This is a genomic window from Nitrosospira sp. Nsp13, from assembly GCF_900101945.1.
Taxonomy (GTDB): Bacteria; Pseudomonadota; Gammaproteobacteria; order Burkholderiales; family Nitrosomonadaceae; genus Nitrosospira; species Nitrosospira multiformis_D.
In genome coordinates this window covers 52,489-71,006 of record NZ_FMVD01000003.1, presented here as the reverse complement: position 1 = coordinate 71,006, position 18,518 = coordinate 52,489, and the positions used below count along the sequence as shown (strand labels likewise).

The window sequence follows — 18,518 nt, the reverse complement described above, 5'->3', positions numbered from 1 at the left end:
GGATAATGCGTCCCACCCGCCTGGAAAAACCATCGGCTAATCGCAACGACTGGCAAACCATTCGCGCCTTGCTGCCCTACCTGTGGGAATTTAAAGGCCGGGTAGTGGTGGCACTGGCACTCCTGTTGATGGCCAAGCTCGCCAATGTCGCCGTACCACTGGTTCTGAAAGAAATTGTCGATGCACTCGACCAGCCGCAAACCCTGCTGGTCCTGCCGGTTCTGCTGTTGCTGGGCTACGGTGCGTTGCGCCTGTGCAGTACGCTGTTCGGCGAATTGCGCGATGCGATATTCGCCAAGGTGACACAGCGCGCGATCCGGCGGGTAGCAATCAAGGTGTTTGGCCATCTGCATGCACTGTCACTGCGCTTTCATCTGGAACGTCAGACCGGCGGCGTATCGCGCGATATCGAGCGCGGGACGCGCGGCATTTCCTTCCTGCTTAATTTCATGCTATTCAACATCCTGCCGACATTGCTCGAAATCGGTTTGGTGGCGGCTATCCTCCTTTCCAGATATGACATCTGGTTCTCAGTGATCATCTTTGTGACGCTTGTCGCCTACATTGCGCTCACGCTGATTGTTACGGAATGGCGTATGATTTTCCGCCGGACCATGAACGATATGGATTCAAAAGCCAATACCCAGGCGATTGATAGCTTGCTGAACTACGAAACGGTCAAATATTTCAGCAATGAATCCTGGGAAGCGCGGCGCTATGACGAGCACATGCAGAAATGGGAAGCCGCAGCGGTGCGTAACCAGACTTCGCTCGCCGCACTCAACTCCGCGCAAAGCGCCATTATCGCGGTAGGCGTCACCTTGCTATTGTGGCTGGCGGCCGATGGGGTGATCAAGGGCAGCATGACACTGGGCGACCTGGTACTGATCAATGCATTCATGCTGCAACTATCCATGCCGTTGCATTTTCTCGGATTTGTCTACCGTGAAATTAAACATTCGCTGGCAGATATGGAAAAAATGTTCAATTTACTGGCTGAAAGTGAGGAAATCAAGGATAAGCCGGGCGCAACCAGTCTCATTCCGGGAGACGCGGCGGTTCGCTTTGAGGGAGTGGATTTCAGCTATGAACCTAATCGCCAGATTCTGTTTGATGTAAGTTTCGATATTCCCGCGGGCCGCAACCTAGCCGTGGTTGGACACAGCGGTTCAGGTAAATCAACACTGGCCCGGCTGCTGTTCCGTTTTTACGACATCACCGCCGGCCGGATTCTGATAAATGGCCAGGATATCAGCCACGTGACACAGCAAAGCCTGCGCAAGGTGGTGGGTATCGTCCCGCAGGATACAGTCCTGTTCAACGACAGCATTTATTACAATATCGCCTACGGACGACCTGGTGCAAGCCGCGAAGAGGTACTCGAAGCCGCCCGATCCGCACACATTCATGATTTCATCGAAACCCTGCCGGACAAGTACGAAACCACGGTGGGTGAACGCGGATTGAAACTATCCGGCGGTGAAAAACAACGTGTTGCGATCGCCCGCGCGATTTTGAAAGAACCTGCGATACTGATCTTTGACGAAGCCACCTCGGCACTGGATTCGAATTCGGAAAAGGCCATACAGGCGGAATTAAAGCGTGTTGCCATCGACCGTACCACGCTGACCATCGCTCACCGACTGTCTACTATTGCTGATGCAGATCAAATCCTGGTTATGAGCAAAGGCAGTATTATCGAGCGCGGCACTCATCGGGAATTGCTTGCGGCAAACGGCGCCTATGCCCAGATGTGGGAACTCCAGCAGCAGGAAGAACAAACACGGCAAGGGATAAGCAGCGTGACGCAAAAGCCGGATGCCCTACCCATGCCCGATTAAGACTCAACCATCCTTCAGCATTATCGACTTTATCAGCTTATGGATCGCATCCGGGTCGACCGGCTTTACCAAATGGTGTACGAACCCGGCACTCCTGCTTCGCTCAATATCATCAGGCTGCCCATATCCGCTGTACGCAACCAACAGTATGTTTTTTGTCTCGGCCTTTTGCCCGAATCGGCTAGCCAACTCCAATCCGTTCGGTTCAGGCATGCTCAAATCAAGCAGGGCAACATGCGGCACAAAAGAAACCGCCTCTTGCAGCGCGGACTCGAAATCATAAGCCGTACGTACCTCATATCCATACGCAGCCATCAGCATGGCCATCGAATCGGCACTGTCAATATTGTCATCCACGATCAGAAGACATTCCGTGCCTGATCCAGACGCCGAGCTCACAGGCGGCGTTGCAGCGGGAGGAGCCGTTATCTCCATCAAGGGAAGCCGAAGCACGAACTCGCTGCCTTGTCCCTGCCCCTTGCTCGATGCTTTAATGGAGCCACCGTGCAGGGATACGAGCTGAAATACCAGTGAAAGCCCGATACCCAGCCCGCTGCTTGATTTTCTCACAGCGCGTTTTTCCTGCATGAAAAGCTCAAAAATCTTGGATAGCATTCGTTGAGGTATTCCGATTCCATTATCTCTGACCGACATGACCAATTCGTGCCCTTCATGTCGGGCATCCAGCGAGATCTCGCCGCCCTCCTCGGTGAATTTCGCCGCATTGGTAAGAAGATTTTCAACAATCTGGGTCAGGCGAACCGGATCCCCACTGACAAAAAGCGGCTTATTCGTGATCGCTACAGTGAGATGATGTTTATATGAATCAACCAGCGCCTTGGTTGACTCTACGGCGTGATGGATGATCACCGACATGTCTACCGCTTCCTTTCGCAATGTAAGCGTGCCTCGCGTGAGTCGAGCAATATCGAGCAAATCATCCACCAAGCGGGTCATGTGGTCTACCTGCCGGGTGATGGTCTCTCTCGCCCACAAAAGGCGCTTATCGTCGGAATCCACGAATTGCAGTGCCTGAGCGGCATTGCGTATGGGAGATAGCGGATTGCGGAGTTCGTGTCCCAGTATGGCAAGAAATTCATCCTTGCGCTGGTCCGCGTTGCGCAGTTGTTCCTCGGCATCCTTGTGATATTGAATGTCGATGCTGGAACCAACAAAACCGGCAAGCTGTTTTCGCTCAAATCGCGGCTCTCCTACAAAACGCATCCAGTGATAGCTGCCATCCGCTTTGCGCAATCTCAATTCGTGATCGTAGCCCTTGCAGACGGCTTCCGCACTTGAGCACGCAGCCAGATAGCCGGGTAAGTCCTTGGCATGAACAAGATGGTGCCATCCCATACCTGATAGCTCTTCAGTCGTGCTCCCTGTCTCGTCGACAAAACGGCGATTTACGAATTCGAGTGTACCGCCCAGACCGCTGGTCCAGATCAATACGGGCGCCGTGTCGGCAAGTGCGCGAAAACGTTTCTCACTTTCCCGAACCTCTTGTTCCGCATGTTTGAGCGCGTCAATAGGGACGAAAGTAATCACCACCCCTTCAATACGGTCTTCCTCCACACGATAGGGCAACACACGGCGCAGGTAGAAATTCCCCTCGGGCGTATGCACCTCATCTTCAACAACCGAGCGTGAGCTCTGGACATAACCGGCAACCGTTATAAGATCCTGTGGCTCAAGCCGGGAGGCAAAATCCCCGATCGGACGGCCTATATCGGACGGAATGAGGCTGAAAAGCCTTCGGCAGGCGGGAGTAAAACGCTTGATATGAAGTTCACGGTCCAGAAACAGCGTAGGAAGATCGCTGCTTGCCAGTAAATTGGACAAATCATCGTTAGCCGTGCGCAGCTCCCTAACGGTACGCTCCAGATCGCTATTGACGGTATTCAGTTCTTCATTGACCGACTGAAGCTCTTCCTTCGAGGTTTCCAGTTCCTCATTGGCTGACTGGAGCTCCTCATTCATGGACATTGCCTCCTCATTGGCAATACGAAGCTCCACGTTACTAGTTTCAAGTGCCTGAATCGACGCTTCGAGATCCAGCCGTGTTACGCGCAGATCGTCTTCGAGCTGTCGTTTCGCCCATGACTCGGCATCAGTGACCGCCTGGTTCGGCTCTATGCCGAGAGGCTCGTACTCGAAAGTGATCAGCACAAAACCGCTGTTCTCTTCTCCGGCTTTAATCGCCCTGACGCGCAGCTGGCGATTTTCTCCCGGCTGGGCAGGAAGCATGATTTCTCCCGTCTTTCCCTCGTTGCGGACCGAATGAATTACCGCGCGAAGCGCAATGCGCATCTCGTCCGACACCATCGCCAGCAGGTCACGAGTCGTAGATCCTTCCGGTTGCCATACAAATTCGCGCGTAGGGCCATAGAAATAGAGCACCTGCGAGTCGCGGTCGATCAGCACCGCGGTGGCGGAGCGCTGCCTGAGTAAAAGTTCACGCACCAGCTCCGCATGAGCTGCGCGGGGTGGCTGCCCAGCCATTGGATTTGAGCCCATGCGCGTGGTCGAGGTATCGGGAACCAGGGGGAGTTTGATCGGCATCTTCCGTTTAGTGGGCAGGCAGCGATAAATACGGTGTTGCTTATCCACTGACGCAAAAAATACGTGATGCTCACCAATGGTTTCGGATTTTCCCAAGAATAAATAACCTTCCGGGTTCAGCGCAAAATGAAACATCCTGAGTAGCTTGTCTTGCACATCCGGTTTCATGTAAATCAAAAGATTGCGGCAGCTGACCAGGTTCATATGGGAAAATGGCGGATCGGCCAGGAGATTGTGTTGTGAAAACAAAATGGCTTCCCGAAGTACCTTGCGTATCTGAAACTGGCCATCACTGTTCCTGATGAAGTAGCGGGCCAGCAACTCCGGCTTTAACACGGTAGTAATGCTTTCCGGATAAATGCCGGTCCGGGCAACCTCAAGGGATGCGCGATCGAGATCGGAGCCGATAATATTCAGTTTTATATTCAACCCGCCCTTGCTCATCAATTCAAGCAAGGCGATGCCCATGCTATAGGCCTCTTCTCCCGTGGCACAGCCTGCAACCCATATGCGTATCGGCTCACCGGGAACAAGGGACTCGATGATCCTTGGCAAAACCTGTTGCTCAAGCGCCTTCCATGCCTGTGGTTCGCGAAAAAATTCGGTGACTTTGATTAAAAAATCCTTCCCTAGCGCTTCGACCTCGGCGGGGTTATCCCGCAGATAAGTCACATAGGCATCCAGACCCATGAACCCTCGTAACGCCATGCGGCGCTTGGTGCGGCGCATAAGCATTCCTTCCTTGTACCCTCTAAAATCACCCCCACCGCGCGCGGATAAAAGCGCGGTGATTTCACGCAGGATCTGAATGTCTCCTGCCGGTGGCGCGGAAGGCTCGGGCTGCCATAAAGTCAATCGGTCGATATACTGCGCTAGCGCTTCACCCATCTCCTCAATCGGTAAAACGCGGTCAACCAGTCCGGTTTCCACCGCGCTCCCCGGCATGCCCGGATGCTGTGCTGTTTCAGGCAACTGGACCATCACCATCCCGCCCGCTGCTTTGATGGCCTTGAGACCCACGGTGCCATCATGATCAGCGCCCGTCAGGATAATACCGATGGATCTTTCCTGCAGCTCTTCCGCCAGAGATATGAAGAAATGGTCGATAGCTTGTTGCGAGGAACGGGATTGAGGCATCTTCTGGAGACGCAGAAATCCGCCGTCCAATATCAGATAATGATTGGGTGGAATTACGTAAATGGTATCCGGCGCGACCTTCATATCGCCAAGAACCTGAATAACTGGGATTGAAGTACTATTTGCCAGAATATCGGCCAGATGACTCGGATGAGCCGGTGCGAGATGCACCACGACGACGTATGTGATACCACGAGCAGGCGGTAAAGACTTGAAGAATCTCTGCAGTGCCTCCACCCCTCCCGCTGAAGCCCCTATCCCCACTATCGGAAACAGCGCGGACTCCCCCCCGGTCATGCAATCAATAAATTTAGCATCCGGAAGATTGCTTTCCATAAATGGAGAGTTATTCGAGACTATCACATCAGGCCCGGATTTTTTGTCGTCAGCCCGTGTCATAAAATAGAGTGCAACGGTAATTTATAAATTCAAGTGTAGCACTTACAAATACAAATACGAGTGCCTCAAATTTGGAGCAGGTCAGATCACAAGTACCTCGCTTTCGGATCGATCCGTTTCTTGTTAGATAAACAATAAACGCAACCCTGAACGATCATGCCGAGACTAAATTAACTCAAACCATTATAATCTCCCACTATTTTTGCCTCCACAGGTACTCCAAGTGTTTACTGCTTTATCAGTATTTCCTCAATATCTGCTGCCAAAGCAGGCGCTTACCGAATTGGCGGGCAAGTTTGCCAAAGCCAATGCCGGTGGACTTACCACGTTCGCCATTCAGCGATTCATCCAGCATTATGCGGTAGATATGAGTGAAGCGGTTAATCCTGATATCCATAGTTACCGGACCTTCAATGATTTCTTTACCCGGGCGCTACTCATAGAAAAGCGCCCCATAGCCCAGACAAGCTATATTTGTCCGGTCGATGGTGCCATCAGCCAGTTAGGGGTCATCCGTAGCAATCAAATAATTCAGGCCAAGGGACGCAATTACTCGGCTACTGCGCTAATGGGCGGCGATAGCGAATTGGCTGAAGAATTTCATGACGGCAACTTTGCAACCTTGTATTTGAGTCCGAAGGATTATCATCGGGTGCATATGCCATGCAGTGGCCGATTGACTCGCATGATTTATATCCCTGGCACACTATTCTCGGTAAATCCGGGTACGGTTCGGGGCGTGCCCAGCCTGTTTGCACGCAACGAACGTGTCGTGTGCGTGTTTGAATCGGAACGCGGACCGTTTGTACTGGTATTGGTGGGTGCAACAATCGTGGGAAGTATATCCACCGTGTGGCACGGTGTCGTGAATCCCCGGCGTGCCGGCCAGCTTCGCGACTGGCGATATGATTCACAGGCTCGGATGTTCGAAAAAGGCGATGAAATGGGCCGATTCCTCCTCGGCTCAACGGTGGTAATGTTATTCCCCAAAAACCGAATCGTGTTTAATCCACTCTGGACACCCGGCCGAACCGTTCGCTTCGGGGAAATGATGGGAACGGAAGCTGGCGAGATTCGGTAGGACATGGGTGAAGCGTAGCGAACCCATCAAAGCCATTAAACGCATTAATCCTGTCTGGATGTGAGTGAGATAGAAATTGAACGCTCCACTCATCACGCAGGAGTTTGCGCCCAGAAATTGACCGCTTATCTTTTCGTTAAACGCGCTCGCTCAATAATCCTTAGTTGACAGTCAGACAGCCCCGACCCGGCAGCTTCATCTTTGCGCCGATTGCCTGGTCTATTCCACATCGGGGCTAATATCATCTTCATAACTGCCGCATGTAGGCCACGAGATCAGATTTCTCCTCGTCCGTAAGCTTGAGCTGTAATACCAGATTGAAGAACTCAACCGTGTCTTCGAGCGTTAGCAAACGGCCATCATGCAGATAGGGAGGACTGTCTTTAATACCGCGCAAGGTAAAGGTCTTCATCGGCCCATCGCCCGGCTCATTGATAAAACGCTCAAGCTTCAGATCATGCATCTGATGGTCGAGGAAAGCGGGCGGCTTATGGCAGCTGGCACACTGGCCTTTCCCGTAAAAGAGTTTTTCACCGCGAAGTTCCTTCTCGTTTGCTTTAGAGGGATCAAGCCTTCCTTGGCTATCCAGCTTGGGCGCGGGTGGAAAATCCAGCATATTTTGAAGCTGCGCCATATGACTTACGTGAATTCGATCAAAAATCGTAAGGCCTTTTTTCATCGAATGAATTGCGTCGCCATTGAAGTAAGCGGTACGAAACTCAAATTCGGTGAAATCCTCCACCGATCGCAGGCTCCGTTTCGAGCCGTGAATCTGCTGGTTAAACAGGCCGCGCAAGCTGACGGTGTCCAGGCGGAAGCGCCGTTCCTGTGGTCTGATATCAGGAGTGAGGTGAAATTGTCCGGTCGTGTGGCCATTCACGTGGCAATCAAAACAGGTAACCCCCAGGCTAGGGTGTGCGCTTTTGCGGTCATCAGTCGGATTAAACTCTTCCTGCGGGAACGGAGTCAGTAGCATCCGCAAGCCATCGAGCTGTACAGGTGTCAGAAGATCCTTGAACAGCCGATAGTAATTATTGATCGAAACCACTTCTCCCCGCGAAACGTCGCCCAACTCAGGCCGGTTCTGAAGAAAAATCGCTGGTGGAAATTCAGGCAGGAACGCTTCGGGTAAATCGAATTCGATGTCAAACCGCTCCAGCCGCGGAAACATATTGACCTGAACCTGCGGAAAAACCTGCCCGCCCGGGGTTTGTTTAGGATGAGGCAAGGCGGGATAAGGGAATACGTTCTGGCTGCGTATTTCCGATGGAGACATACTGGCAAGTTTTTGCCAGCTCATTCCTCCGGCCAATCGTGCGGTTGGCCCCACCGCGAGCGGCTTACCGCGTGACATTTTCGCTTCCCGATCAAACCGGGGAGTCAGGTCGTAACGCCGAAGAAGCAATTCATGTTGCATTTTCATGACTTTGGCGCGATCAGCCACATCGGCTTTCATCATTTCCTCAAACGTTTGCATCGGTTTTTTCGCGTTCAGTGGATCACGATAAAAATCGAACCCCAATATCTTTCCCTTATCGGGCTGATTGTCAAAAGCGGGTGATGAAGGCGCCGCGTTCGGCGCAGCAAAGATATTGGAGCGGTCATGCTCGCTCCTTTTCTGCTCGGGGCGCGTAATGGACGTTTCGCGAACCGTTTGAGCATTGCTGACAGCATCAGGCGCCTGCATGCTTCCCTGGCGCGTCTCATTGTTGGTTTGACCCATCGCGCTATTCATTCCCGCGCCTAAACCAGCGAGTCCCAAACCCAGGATAAGGATATTTATTCTTTTCATGATGATCTCCGATATCTAATTGCGTCTAAATACGAACAATCACACGTAAGGCCGCAATAATCCTGAATCCGGCAGTTAGACTAGGGCCTGTTAACACTTATTTCACACCCGCGACGGCGACGGATTTCATCCAGCACGAGGCATGAGCCGCGCGGCGGAGCGGGCCTCCGTAAGCGGCGAGTAACGAAGGGCTGGATGAAATCCGTCCCGTCCCTTCGGGTTGCTACACAAAAAACGCGGATGCCGCGTTGCAAAGCTTGGCCATAGGCCCACTATGGCCTGCGCTTCGCGCCTTGCCTCCGCATTCTTTGTGTAGCAACGCGGGTGCGAAATAAGTGTTAACAGGCCCTAGGCGCAGGTGCAGTTTTGAGGTACGGGGTCTCCGAAGATCAAGAACTCTGGCCGCGCAGCAATAGTTATTATCCGGTTCTATAAGGACAGGTCTGTACGAAAACGCACACTGCAGCCGCGAAATATTTGATTTTCACCACTGGGCCAGATCGCACTCGCAGCATACTGGCTGGCGTGTTTATGCGTCACCTAACGGTAAAGGTCGTCACTTGGCGGCCAATCCGGGAAAAGCCGTTGATCACTGATAAGGGAGTGCCGGTTAGGAACTTTGATTCGCAGCAATCAGTGCCTGCGCGAACCGCAAGAGGAGATTCTGGAAGTCTCCACCCGACTCAAAGTCCTTTTTAAGAAAGCTTGCATTGATGCGGTAAGCGTTACCTGCACTTTGCACGACTTCACGCACTGCGCTAGTTTCGGCACCCAGGAAAAGGGAGATGCCGGTCAAACCCTCATTGCCGATGGTTCCTATCTGTGTAGACGAACCATTTTCCATCTCATACCGGCGTGCAACGATACAGGTCGTTGGAAAATATAAATACCTGATAGGAAGCCGGGGCTCGTAGATTGTGTAGCCTGCCGGCAACCACACTAATTCAAGAAGCGGTAACAGGCGCGTGTAAGTCGCAGTAGGTAACGCTGCAAATATCCTGTTCTGCTTGGGGCCTTGGGTTGGGGGCATGGATGATTTTCTCAATCCCGGGGAACCAATGCTTCAGATCCTGATTGTCATGTCCATGAGATTCCTCATGCGAACCGCTACGCGTCGATAACACATCGAGCGGTGAAATGACCTATTTTTTTCATCCCTTGGCTATTTTTTGCGGCCTGGACTGACGGCCCTCGATCGCTGCTGCATTTTTCCCGTGCGCGGCGCCACCTTTTTGGCCCGCCAAACTGGCTTCTTCAGAAGTAAACCGATGGGCGCTCCCCTTCTCATGAGCGGCTTTTCCACCCTTGCTCGCGATCTCCCGTTGCTTGTCTTTATCCATGGAAGCAAAGCCACGCTTGCTATACTTCCCCCCACTGGTTTTACCCTTATCTGTATTCATGCCTGTCTCCTGAAGTGCGAACCTGCGTTTCCGTTTCCCCGCCTGCACTCTTTTTAATAACGACTTGCGTCGTATCGATGCCTTCGGAGGCCTGTCTCCGCCATAAAAAAAGCGCGAGATGATGGCATATTAATAAGCAGGATGACTTCTAGACTGTACGGCGACACACATAAGGGCTGCTGAATAGTCCCTGCGGGGAGGCGGATGCGCAGAGTGTGCGTTCACATCCATGACGATCGGTTAAGAAATCATGGAAGCATATGAAAATAAAGGTGAGATGCGAGAGGCCTCGTCTGGCTAGCCGTATGGCAAGCACCTGGTGAGAAAGCGGGATTTTTGACCGGATTACGAAACGGAAGGCCGATTCTGGTTCAAATCGGCATTGGCTTGCCGTCATTGAGCGCAATCCAGCCGCGAACGATGCGATAAAGCACCCAAACTCCCGCACCCACGGCTACGATGTAAGCGAGCACAATGCCGATTACTGTGATGAACAGCAACGCCGCTATCGCTACCCAAAGCAACGTATACCAGAATGTGCGTATTTGCCAGCCGAAATGCGAATCGAGATAAGTCCCGCGCACGTCGTCACGTTTTGCATAGTTGATAATCACCGCAATGATGGAAGGCCAGCCGGTGAGAAAAGTCGTAATAATGAGCGCTGGCCCGAGAATACCCATCAGGACGCTGAAACCGTGCAGCAAATAAATAATATGAGTCAACCGGACGAGGCCGCTCTCAGGGACAACAGATACGGTGCGTGGATGACTATCGATCATGGCCTATGCCTCGGCGACTTGTAAAAGATTTCTAGGTTTTCCCGACATCTTCCGTATTCGGCCCATCCAGCGCCTGATCCGGAGTCTCGCCAGGCTGTTCCTTGCCTTTATCCAGTTTACGTTGTCTTTTTTCTTCCTGTTTCTTCTTCTTGATTAAATCTCTTTGACGCTTCTCATACTGAAAATTGGGTTGTGCCAACTTGATTACCCCTTTAGAGATATTTTGATGTAAAGCATTCGAGAAATCGACTCTTCCCGGTGATTTTATACATAAGCCAAATTTTCCGTCCATATAATAAAAAGGAATAATCTAAAGACCTTATACAGGTACTTCAGAACTCGTTTCATTTTTTTGGAAATGACTGCAATGTACTCGCAGGGAGGATACCTGCTATTCAGGCTGTTCGCCAGAGACTACTTTAACGCACAGACTGTCTGTCGACATGAAAATTATTGAATTAAACCTAAATCCGGTAGTTGGACGGGGTGAAGTGCGCGGTTTTTGAGGTGCAGGGCAAGGCGCAACGCCGGAAAGCCGCTAGAGCGTAACCATGCTCATCCGTTTCAATTCCTCCATCACGCCGCCTAGTGCTTGAAGAAAATTTTCCACCTGGGCCAGCGTGTTGCCACTGCCCAGACTGACTCGCACTGCACAACGCGCCAGCATCGGTTCCACACTCATCGCTTCGAGCACATGACTTTGGCCGGGGTTGACGCTGGAGCAGGCGGCACCACTTGCTACCGCGAAGCCCGCCTTGTCGAGACGAACAACCAGCGTATCGCCTTCAATGCCCGGCAACGCAAAATAACAGGTATTGGGCAAACGCGATGCACTCAAACCAAAAATAACGGCACCCATCTCAACCAGTCCCTGCTCTAACCGCGCACGCATGGCCGCAATGCGGGGGGCGCTCTCCGCCATCCGTGATTTAACCAGGCCGCAGGCTATACCAAACCCCACAATAGCGGGGACATTCTCGGTACCCGAACGCAACCCGTTTTCATGGCCGCCCCCGTAAATAAGTGGCTTGAGCAACAACCGCTTGTCTATAATCAATGCCGCCGCGCCTTTGGGTCCATAAATCTTGTGGGCGGACAGTGTCATGGCGTGTACGTTGAGCGACGCAAAATCCACTGGAATTTTGCCAAATGCCTGTACCGCATCGGTGTGCATCCACGCGCCGCATACCCTGGCTTTCTGCGAAATCGCCGCCACATCCTGAATGACGCCGGTTTCATTGTTCGCCAGCATAACGGACACCAGACCGGTCTGCTGCTCCGCCACGGCCTTATCGAAATCGGCCGGATTCACCCGCCCCAGATTATCGACAGACAACCGGCGTAAATTCCATTTCCCATTGGCGGTCCGCGCCAATTCCTGGGCCGCTCGCATCACGCACGGGTGTTCAATCGAACTGACGATTATTTGCGCGGGTTTCAGATAGCCTGCCGCACCCTGAATGAACAGGTTATTAGCCTCCGATCCGCCACTGGTAAAAACCACTTGGGCAGGCTGCACGCCAACCGCATCCGCTACTTGTTCGCGCGCCTGATTGACGGCCCTGCGGGCTTCCATACCACGGACATGGCGGCTGGAAGGGTTGCCGAATTTTGTCTGAAAATACGGCAGCATTGCATCCAGCACGGTGTCGTCGACCGCCGTGGTGGCGTTGTGATCAAAATAAACGTCCATAGCCTTTTCTCATTCTCATGGAGCGTCATTCCCTATCTGTATCCAAAGTCTGAAGAACTTATTGATCCTGAATCAAGCCAAAGCTGTTTCTTCGGGCTGTTTGCATGCTCTCATATCCTGCAATACCGCGATGTCTTTCACTTTAGGACTTGCCACCAGCTGTTCCAGTGTAACCAGCGCCAAGTAATCCCGTATTCTGACATTAAGACTGGCCCACAAATCGTGAGTCATACAGCGCTGGTCATTATGACAATTTTCCTTGCCCCCGCACTGTGTTGCATCAATCGGCTCATCCACTGCAAGAATAATGTCTACCACAGATACTTCGTTCATCGGTTTCGCCAGCCGGTAACCACCACCAGGACCACGCACGCTGCCCACCAATTTATTGCGCCGCAGTTTTCCGAATAATTGCTCCAGGTAAGACAGCGAAATCTTCTGACGTTCGCTGATGCCTGCCAACGTAACAGGCCCATGACCGCTGTGCAAAGCAAGATCAATCATTGCTGTTACCGCAAAGCGTCCCTTAGTCGTCAATCGCATTTTCTGCTCCTCATGAGAATTTGATACCGAATCAACACGGAATAATATCTTGTGCAAATCTCTTGAATTATCGTCGTTCGCCGTCGTAATACCCGACAATGTTTGTCAAGTATATAAAGTCCCTCTAACTCAGTCAACTATTTTGTTCGGATGACGGGGACCACCTTATCCGGGGTAATTTTTCCGGCCCGGACTTCGGGTACGTGCAGCCAATCCGCTGAAAAAACTTCCCGTGTACGTGTTGATGGCGATGCCCGGGACTTATTCGGGGGTTTGTTGCGGCGACTGGATCCGCTTTTCGAGAGCGCTCAGCATCCCACGCAATAGATTAACTTCTTCCTTTTCCAATCGCGCACGGGCGAACAGCCGGCGCATCCGTTGCATGAGTCGTTTCGGTTCCCGGGGATCCAGAAAACCGCTGCTAATCGCGACCCGCTCCAGATGACGGTAAAGCAATTCCATATCGTTGAAATCCGCCGCGATGTTTGCCACGGGCGAAAGAGACTCTAATTCAGGCAACGCCATGCGCAATTCATAGGCCATTATCTGAACGGCACTGGCAAGATTGAGGGAGGAGTACTCCGGATTGGCGGGAATGTGCACAACAATCTGGCACTTGCTCACTTCCATCGTGGTAAGACCGGACATTTCGGTACCAAAAACCAGCGCAACAGGATGCTGGCACGCATGATCGAGCAATTCGTGCGCCCCCCGGCGCGCATCAAAAACCTCATGCGAAAGATCGCGTGGGCGAGCGGTAATTGCTGCCGCCAGAACCGTGCCGCTCAGAGCCTCGTCAAGATTCGCGCAAACCTTGGCATTGTTCAATATATCCCATGCACCCGCGGCGCGCGCTTCCGCGTCTTTGTCGGGAAAAATTCTAGGATTCACCAAGTAGAGCGAACTCAGTCCCATTGTTTTCATCGCCCGCGCCGTTGCGCCGATATTGCCCGGATGACTGGGATGGCTTAGCACGACACGGACTTTATCAAGCAGGTAGAGGGGATTCATATTATCCGGAATCCGGTAGTTGATCGCTTATTCATTAATACCATGTCGCACGAAGGGCCCCGTGAAGCGGGATCGGGCCGAGTGCTGGGAGCAGTTTGCGGCTATTTTTTTGCCGCCGTTTTTGCCACCGGCGCAGCATCCATAGACCCAGCCATGAACTTCTCCCAACCGGCAAAACCGTCTCGCAACCTGTCTCGCCATCATCTCGCGTCCTAATGGGTTATCTGGGTTAAAATCAAACTCTGCTCAATTCTGAATCCAAAAAATGCATCCTATGCTCACTATTGCGGTAAAAGCCGCACGCCGCGCAGGCGGTATCATCAATCGAGCTGCGCAAAACCTCGATTTACTGCACGTTTCGCGCAAAGCGCACAATGATTTTGTCAGCGAAGTGGATAGCGCGGCGGAAGATGCCATTATCAAGGTGTTGCTGGATACTTATCCCAATCACTCGATTCTAGCAGAAGAGAGCGGCGCCCAAGGCGAGTCGGAATACCAGTGGATTATCGACCCGCTTGACGGCACCACCAATTTTCTTCACGGTTTTCCGCATTACTCGGTTTCCATCGCACTGATGCATAAGAACATACCAGTCCAGGCGGTCGTATACAATCCTTCCGCCAATGAATTATTCACTGCCAGCCGCGGACAAGGCGCTTATCTCAACGATCATCGTTTGCGCGTAAGCAAGCGCACACATCTTGGTGATTGCCTGATCGGCACCGGCTTCCCGTTTCGGGAGTTTTCGCACATGGACGCCTACATCGCCATGTTCAAGGATGTCATGCCACGAGTTGCCGGTATCCGCCGCCCCGGTTCCGCCGCGCTGGACCTCGCCTACCTGGCTGCTGGACGTTACGACGGTTTCTGGGAACTGGGGCTCTCTCCGTGGGACATCGCCGCCGGCTGCCTGCTCATCACGGAAGCGGGTGGCCTAGTAGGCGACCTGGAAGGCAATGCCACTTATATGCAGAGCGGCAACTTGCTTGCTGGCAATCCGAAAGTTTTCGCGCAACTGCTGCAAGTCATTGCGCCGCATCTGTCAAAGGAATTGAGAACAGATACAGGGAAGGATTAATGACCCTGGGTCCGTTGGATGGGATGAGCTGAACTTACCAGGATTGAAGGTCAAGTCACGCCAGTAATCCATGCGGATTATTGCGCCAGGCGATGCCGGCCCGGCCTTATCCCGCCTTGCCCCTATCCGCGATCATTTGCTCGATACCGGCTTGAACATGGTATCGGGAACCTTCAATGTGAACTGCTTCATGCGGCGCGCAGTACCTGGGTTAAACTGGAATAGCGTGCTCGCCGGGGGGCACCGCGCAAAAGAGGAGTAACGTCATGTCTAATCAACCGGATGCGGAACGGCAGCGGCTCGAAAATCAGCGAACAGGCTGTGAGGACTGGCGTTTGTGGGGACCCTATCTGTCCGAGCGTGCCTGGGGAACCGTTCGCGAAGATTACAGTCCGGACGGTGACGCTTGGGAGTACTTCGATCATGATCAATCCCGTTCCCGCGCCTATCGTTGGAACGAGGATGGCCTGGGGGGTATCTCGGACGAGGCACAGCGGCTCTGTTTCGGGCTGGCGCTATGGAACGGCAGGGATTCCATCCTGAAAGAGCGTGCTTTCGGTCTCACCAGCAAGCAGGGCAATCGTGGCGAGGATGTGAAAGAATGCTACTTCTATGTTGATGCCACCCCTTCGCATTCCTGGCTCCATTATCTCTACAAATATCCGCAGTCCGCATTTCCCTATCCACGATTGGTTGAGGAAAATGCGCGCCGTTCGCGCAAAGATCCGCCATTCAGCCTGATGGATAGCGGTGCTTTCGCCGATGGACGCTATTGGGACGTGGAAGTATGCTATGCCAAGGCATCGCCCGAGGAGCTGCATATTCGTATCATTGCAACCAACCGGGGAGAAGACGAAGCGACATTGTGGCTATTGCCGCAACTATGGTTTCGCAATGACTGGGCATGGTCGAGGAACGGCGCTCCGAAACCGGCACTGCGTGCCCTACCCCCTTCCGGTGGCGTAGCCTGGGCGGTCGTGGCGGAGCACTCGATGCTGGGAACATACCATCTCTATGGGCGGCAGCATGCCGATGTTCTTTATACCGAGAATGAAACCAACCGCTCGCGATTGTGGGACACAGCCGGCGCGGGATCGTATGTCAAAGACGCATTCCATCGCTACCTCGTCGATGGTGAACACGCAGCGGTGAATCCAGAACAGAGGGGAACCAAATTCGGCGCCGTGCACAAGCTCAAGGTTGCACCGGGTCAGGCCGGCACGATCGACCTGGTATTGTCGCGCATTCACCGTCCCCAGCCCTTCATTCATCATGAGAGTATTCTTGCCTTGCGCCGCTCGGAAGCTGATTCCTTTTTCAGAGGATTACTACCTGAAGCCAGCATCCAGGATCACCGTATCCTCCGCCAGGCATTGGCCGGCATGATATGGAATAAGCAATTTTTTCATTATGATGTATCCACCTGGCTGAAGGGCGACGGGATATCGCCACCCTCATCAAGAGAGCATGGACGCAATCACAGTTGGCGTCATCTCAAGGCAAGCCATGTGATATCGATGCCCGACGCATGGGAATATCCCTGGTTTGCTGCCTGGGATCTGGCTTTCCATTGCGCTGTCCTGGCGCTTATTGATGTGGACTTCGCCAAAGAGCAGGTTGAACTATTGCTGCTTGAAACCTATTTGCACCCCAATGGACAAATCCCTGCTTACGAATGGTCGTTCGGTGACGCGAACCCCCCGGTACACGCCATGGCGGCCCTCAAGGTCTTCCGCGCAGAACGGGTACAGCGCGGCAAGGGCGACACTACCTTCCTCAAACGCGTACTGCACAAGCTGTTGTTGAATCACACCTGGTGGATCAACCGCAAGGATGCTACTGGCACGAATGTGTTCGAAGGAGGATTTCTGGGGCTGGACAATATCTCGGTATATGACCGGTCCAAACCGTTGCCCCCCGGCTATACCCTGAAGCAGGCCGATGCCACCGGCTGGATGGCGATGTTTTCGCTGCAGCTTACCGTGATCGCGCTGGAAATTGCTGTTGAGGATCCGGCTTATGAGAATATTGCTATCCAGTGTTATAGCCAGTTCCTGGCGATAGGTTACGCCATCGCCGGCCATACCGGCGCCTGCGTATCCCTTTGGGATGAAGAGGACGGTTTCTTCAAGGATCTCATGATCAGCCCGGATGGCACGGTAAATCGTATCGACGTATTTTCCTGGGTTGGCATCATCCCGCTATTTGCCTGCGAGGTGGTGGACGCACGCTTGCTCGAACACCGGACGCGCTTCAAGGCGCTGCTGTGGGAGCACAAAGGAGGAATGTTTGATGGAAGCACCATATGCGCCTGCCCGATACACACCAATGCACGCGGGGAACATTTATTGTCGTTGGTAACCGCTTCGATGCTCGTAAAAATGTTGCCGCGCATTTTCGACGAAAAGGAATTCTTTTCCTCGCATGGCGTTCGCGGGGTCTCCAAGCGCCATGCCACACACCAGAATCCGGGGAATATCCCCGGCATTGGCGATACCTTTATCCGTTACGTGCCGGGTGAATCCGACTCGCCGATGTTTGGCGGCAATTCCAACTGGCGCGGACCGGTATGGATGCCGACCAACTATCTGCTGATTCAAGCCCTCGAAAAACTGCACCGTTTTCTGGGCGATGCCTTTACCTTCTCCGCACCCTGTCTGAACGGCTACGAAATTACCCTTAAATACGCCGCCACGATGCTGGCCGAGCGGCTCGTTGACATTTTCCGCCGCGATGAATCCGATCTGATTCCGGCCTTTCCCATGGATAGCCCGCATCAGACTGATCCGCACTGGCGCGACCTGCTGCTATTTCACGAATATTTCCACGGTGAAACAGGTCAGGGCCTGGGAGCTAGCCATCAAAGCTGGAGCGGACTGGCGGCAAATCTGGTGATGCGCCGCTATCATCAGAATATCCCGGAATTCTGGAAGCAGCAAGCGCCTATTACTCCTTCGAAGTCATAGTTGCCTTCAGCTACAAAAATACGCGCACGTGGATTTATTAGCTACCGGCCAGCACTGTTACACTAGGGCCTGTTAACACTTATTTCGCACCCGCGACGGCGATGGATTTCATCCAGCACGAGGCATGAACCGCGCGGCGGAGCAGGCCTCCGTAAGCGGCGAGTAACAACGGGCTGGATGAAATCCGTCCCGTCCCTTCGGGTTGCTACACAAAAAACGCGGATACGGAATAAATG

14 protein-coding genes are annotated in these 18,518 nt (G+C 53.0%); 5 read left to right on the top strand and 9 right to left on the bottom strand.

Annotation, left to right across the window (positions count from 1 at the left end):
* Positions 1 to 5: 5 nt before the first annotated feature.
* Positions 6 to 1,841 carry an ABCB family ABC transporter ATP-binding protein/permease gene (locus tag BLO43_RS05180; RefSeq protein WP_090906149.1) on the top strand — a complete coding sequence of 612 codons (1,836 nt, stop codon included), beginning with the start codon at positions 6 to 8 and terminating at the stop codon, positions 1,839 to 1,841.
* A 3-nt stretch (positions 1,842 to 1,844) separates the two neighbouring features.
* On the opposite strand, the gene BLO43_RS05175 is transcribed toward BLO43_RS05180, so the two are convergent.
* Positions 1,845 to 5,939: a chemotaxis protein CheB gene (locus BLO43_RS05175; protein ID WP_090906148.1), complete on the bottom strand. Its 4,095-nt coding sequence runs from the start codon at positions 5,937 to 5,939 to the stop codon at positions 1,845 to 1,847.
* Positions 5,940 to 6,162: 223 nt separating this feature from the next.
* On the opposite strand from BLO43_RS05175, the gene asd reads away from it, so the two are divergent.
* Positions 6,163 to 7,020 carry an archaetidylserine decarboxylase gene (asd, locus tag BLO43_RS05170; RefSeq protein ID WP_090906147.1) on the top strand — a complete coding sequence of 286 codons (858 nt, stop codon included), beginning with the start codon at positions 6,163 to 6,165 and terminating at the stop codon, positions 7,018 to 7,020.
* 247 nt (positions 7,021 to 7,267) lie between these two features.
* Here asd and BLO43_RS05165 read toward each other — a convergent pair whose 3' ends face one another.
* From BLO43_RS05165 to BLO43_RS05130, 8 genes are all read right to left on the bottom strand, one after another.
* Entirely contained in the window at positions 7,268 to 8,812 is a 1,545-nt protein-coding gene (locus BLO43_RS05165; protein WP_090906146.1) for a cytochrome B6, read from the bottom strand.
* A gap of 610 nt (positions 8,813 to 9,422) precedes the next feature.
* On the bottom strand, positions 9,423 to 9,842 hold the full coding sequence (locus BLO43_RS16385) for a cyclic nucleotide-binding domain-containing protein (RefSeq protein ID WP_139149241.1): 420 nt from the start codon (positions 9,840 to 9,842) through the stop codon (positions 9,423 to 9,425).
* Between the two features lie 121 nt (positions 9,843 to 9,963).
* Positions 9,964 to 10,212 carry a KGG domain-containing protein gene (locus BLO43_RS05155; protein ID WP_090906144.1) on the bottom strand — a complete coding sequence of 83 codons (249 nt, stop codon included), beginning with the start codon at positions 10,210 to 10,212 and terminating at the stop codon, positions 9,964 to 9,966.
* A gap of 371 nt (positions 10,213 to 10,583) precedes the next feature.
* Positions 10,584 to 10,991 (bottom strand): DUF4870 family protein, encoded by a 408-nt coding sequence (locus BLO43_RS05150; protein WP_074631390.1) that lies wholly within the window; start codon positions 10,989 to 10,991, stop codon positions 10,584 to 10,586.
* A 31-nt stretch (positions 10,992 to 11,022) separates the two neighbouring features.
* Positions 11,023 to 11,190, bottom strand: a complete 168-nt coding sequence (locus BLO43_RS16730) for a hypothetical protein (RefSeq protein ID WP_175443867.1) — start codon at positions 11,188 to 11,190, stop codon at positions 11,023 to 11,025.
* A 339-nt stretch (positions 11,191 to 11,529) separates the two neighbouring features.
* Positions 11,530 to 12,684: a cysteine desulfurase family protein gene (locus BLO43_RS05140; protein ID WP_090906142.1), complete on the bottom strand. Its 1,155-nt coding sequence runs from the start codon at positions 12,682 to 12,684 to the stop codon at positions 11,530 to 11,532.
* 72 nt (positions 12,685 to 12,756) lie between these two features.
* The gene (gene iscR, locus BLO43_RS05135) at positions 12,757 to 13,227 is read right to left on the bottom strand and encodes a Fe-S cluster assembly transcriptional regulator IscR (protein WP_074631386.1); all 471 of its coding nucleotides are present in this window, start codon (positions 13,225 to 13,227) and stop codon (positions 12,757 to 12,759) included.
* Positions 13,228 to 13,488: 261 nt separating this feature from the next.
* Positions 13,489 to 14,238 (bottom strand): RNA methyltransferase, encoded by a 750-nt coding sequence (locus BLO43_RS05130; RefSeq protein ID WP_090906141.1) that lies wholly within the window; start codon positions 14,236 to 14,238, stop codon positions 13,489 to 13,491.
* 265 nt (positions 14,239 to 14,503) lie between these two features.
* On the opposite strand from BLO43_RS05130, the gene BLO43_RS05125 reads away from it, so the two are divergent.
* From BLO43_RS05125 to BLO43_RS05115, 3 genes are all read left to right on the top strand, one after another.
* Positions 14,504 to 15,316, top strand: a complete 813-nt coding sequence (locus BLO43_RS05125; protein ID WP_090906140.1) for an inositol monophosphatase family protein — start codon at positions 14,504 to 14,506, stop codon at positions 15,314 to 15,316.
* A gap of 70 nt (positions 15,317 to 15,386) precedes the next feature.
* Positions 15,387 to 15,578: a hypothetical protein gene (locus BLO43_RS05120; RefSeq protein ID WP_090906139.1), complete on the top strand. Its 192-nt coding sequence runs from the start codon at positions 15,387 to 15,389 to the stop codon at positions 15,576 to 15,578.
* Between the two features lie 4 nt (positions 15,579 to 15,582).
* Positions 15,583 to 18,282: an MGH1-like glycoside hydrolase domain-containing protein gene (locus tag BLO43_RS05115; RefSeq protein ID WP_090906138.1), complete on the top strand. Its 2,700-nt coding sequence runs from the start codon at positions 15,583 to 15,585 to the stop codon at positions 18,280 to 18,282.
* The last annotated feature ends 236 nt before the right edge of the window (positions 18,283 to 18,518 follow it).

Excerpts from the sequence above, each read along its gene's own strand:
- BLO43_RS05180 (WP_090906149.1), top strand. The coding sequence starts at position 6 with ATGCGTCCCACCCGCCTGGAAAAACCATCGGCTAATCGCAACGACTGG.
- BLO43_RS05175 (WP_090906148.1), bottom strand. The coding sequence starts at position 5,939 with ATGACACGGGCTGACGACAAAAAATCCGGGCCTGATGTGATAGTCTCG.
- BLO43_RS05165 (WP_090906146.1), bottom strand. The coding sequence starts at position 8,812 with ATGAAAAGAATAAATATCCTTATCCTGGGTTTGGGACTCGCTGGTTTA.
- BLO43_RS16385 (WP_139149241.1), bottom strand. The coding sequence starts at position 9,842 with ATGCCCCCAACCCAAGGCCCCAAGCAGAACAGGATATTTGCAGCGTTA.
- BLO43_RS05155 (WP_090906144.1), bottom strand. The coding sequence starts at position 10,212 with ATGAATACAGATAAGGGTAAAACCAGTGGGGGGAAGTATAGCAAGCGT.
- BLO43_RS05150 (WP_074631390.1), bottom strand. The coding sequence starts at position 10,991 with ATGATCGATAGTCATCCACGCACCGTATCTGTTGTCCCTGAGAGCGGC.
- BLO43_RS05140 (WP_090906142.1), bottom strand. The coding sequence starts at position 12,684 with ATGGACGTTTATTTTGATCACAACGCCACCACGGCGGTCGACGACACC.
- iscR (WP_074631386.1), bottom strand. The coding sequence starts at position 13,227 with ATGCGATTGACGACTAAGGGACGCTTTGCGGTAACAGCAATGATTGAT.
- BLO43_RS05130 (WP_090906141.1), bottom strand. The coding sequence starts at position 14,238 with ATGAATCCCCTCTACCTGCTTGATAAAGTCCGTGTCGTGCTAAGCCAT.
- BLO43_RS05125 (WP_090906140.1), top strand. The coding sequence starts at position 14,504 with ATGCATCCTATGCTCACTATTGCGGTAAAAGCCGCACGCCGCGCAGGC.
- BLO43_RS05120 (WP_090906139.1), top strand. The coding sequence starts at position 15,387 with ATGCGGATTATTGCGCCAGGCGATGCCGGCCCGGCCTTATCCCGCCTT.
- BLO43_RS05115 (WP_090906138.1), top strand. The coding sequence starts at position 15,583 with ATGTCTAATCAACCGGATGCGGAACGGCAGCGGCTCGAAAATCAGCGA.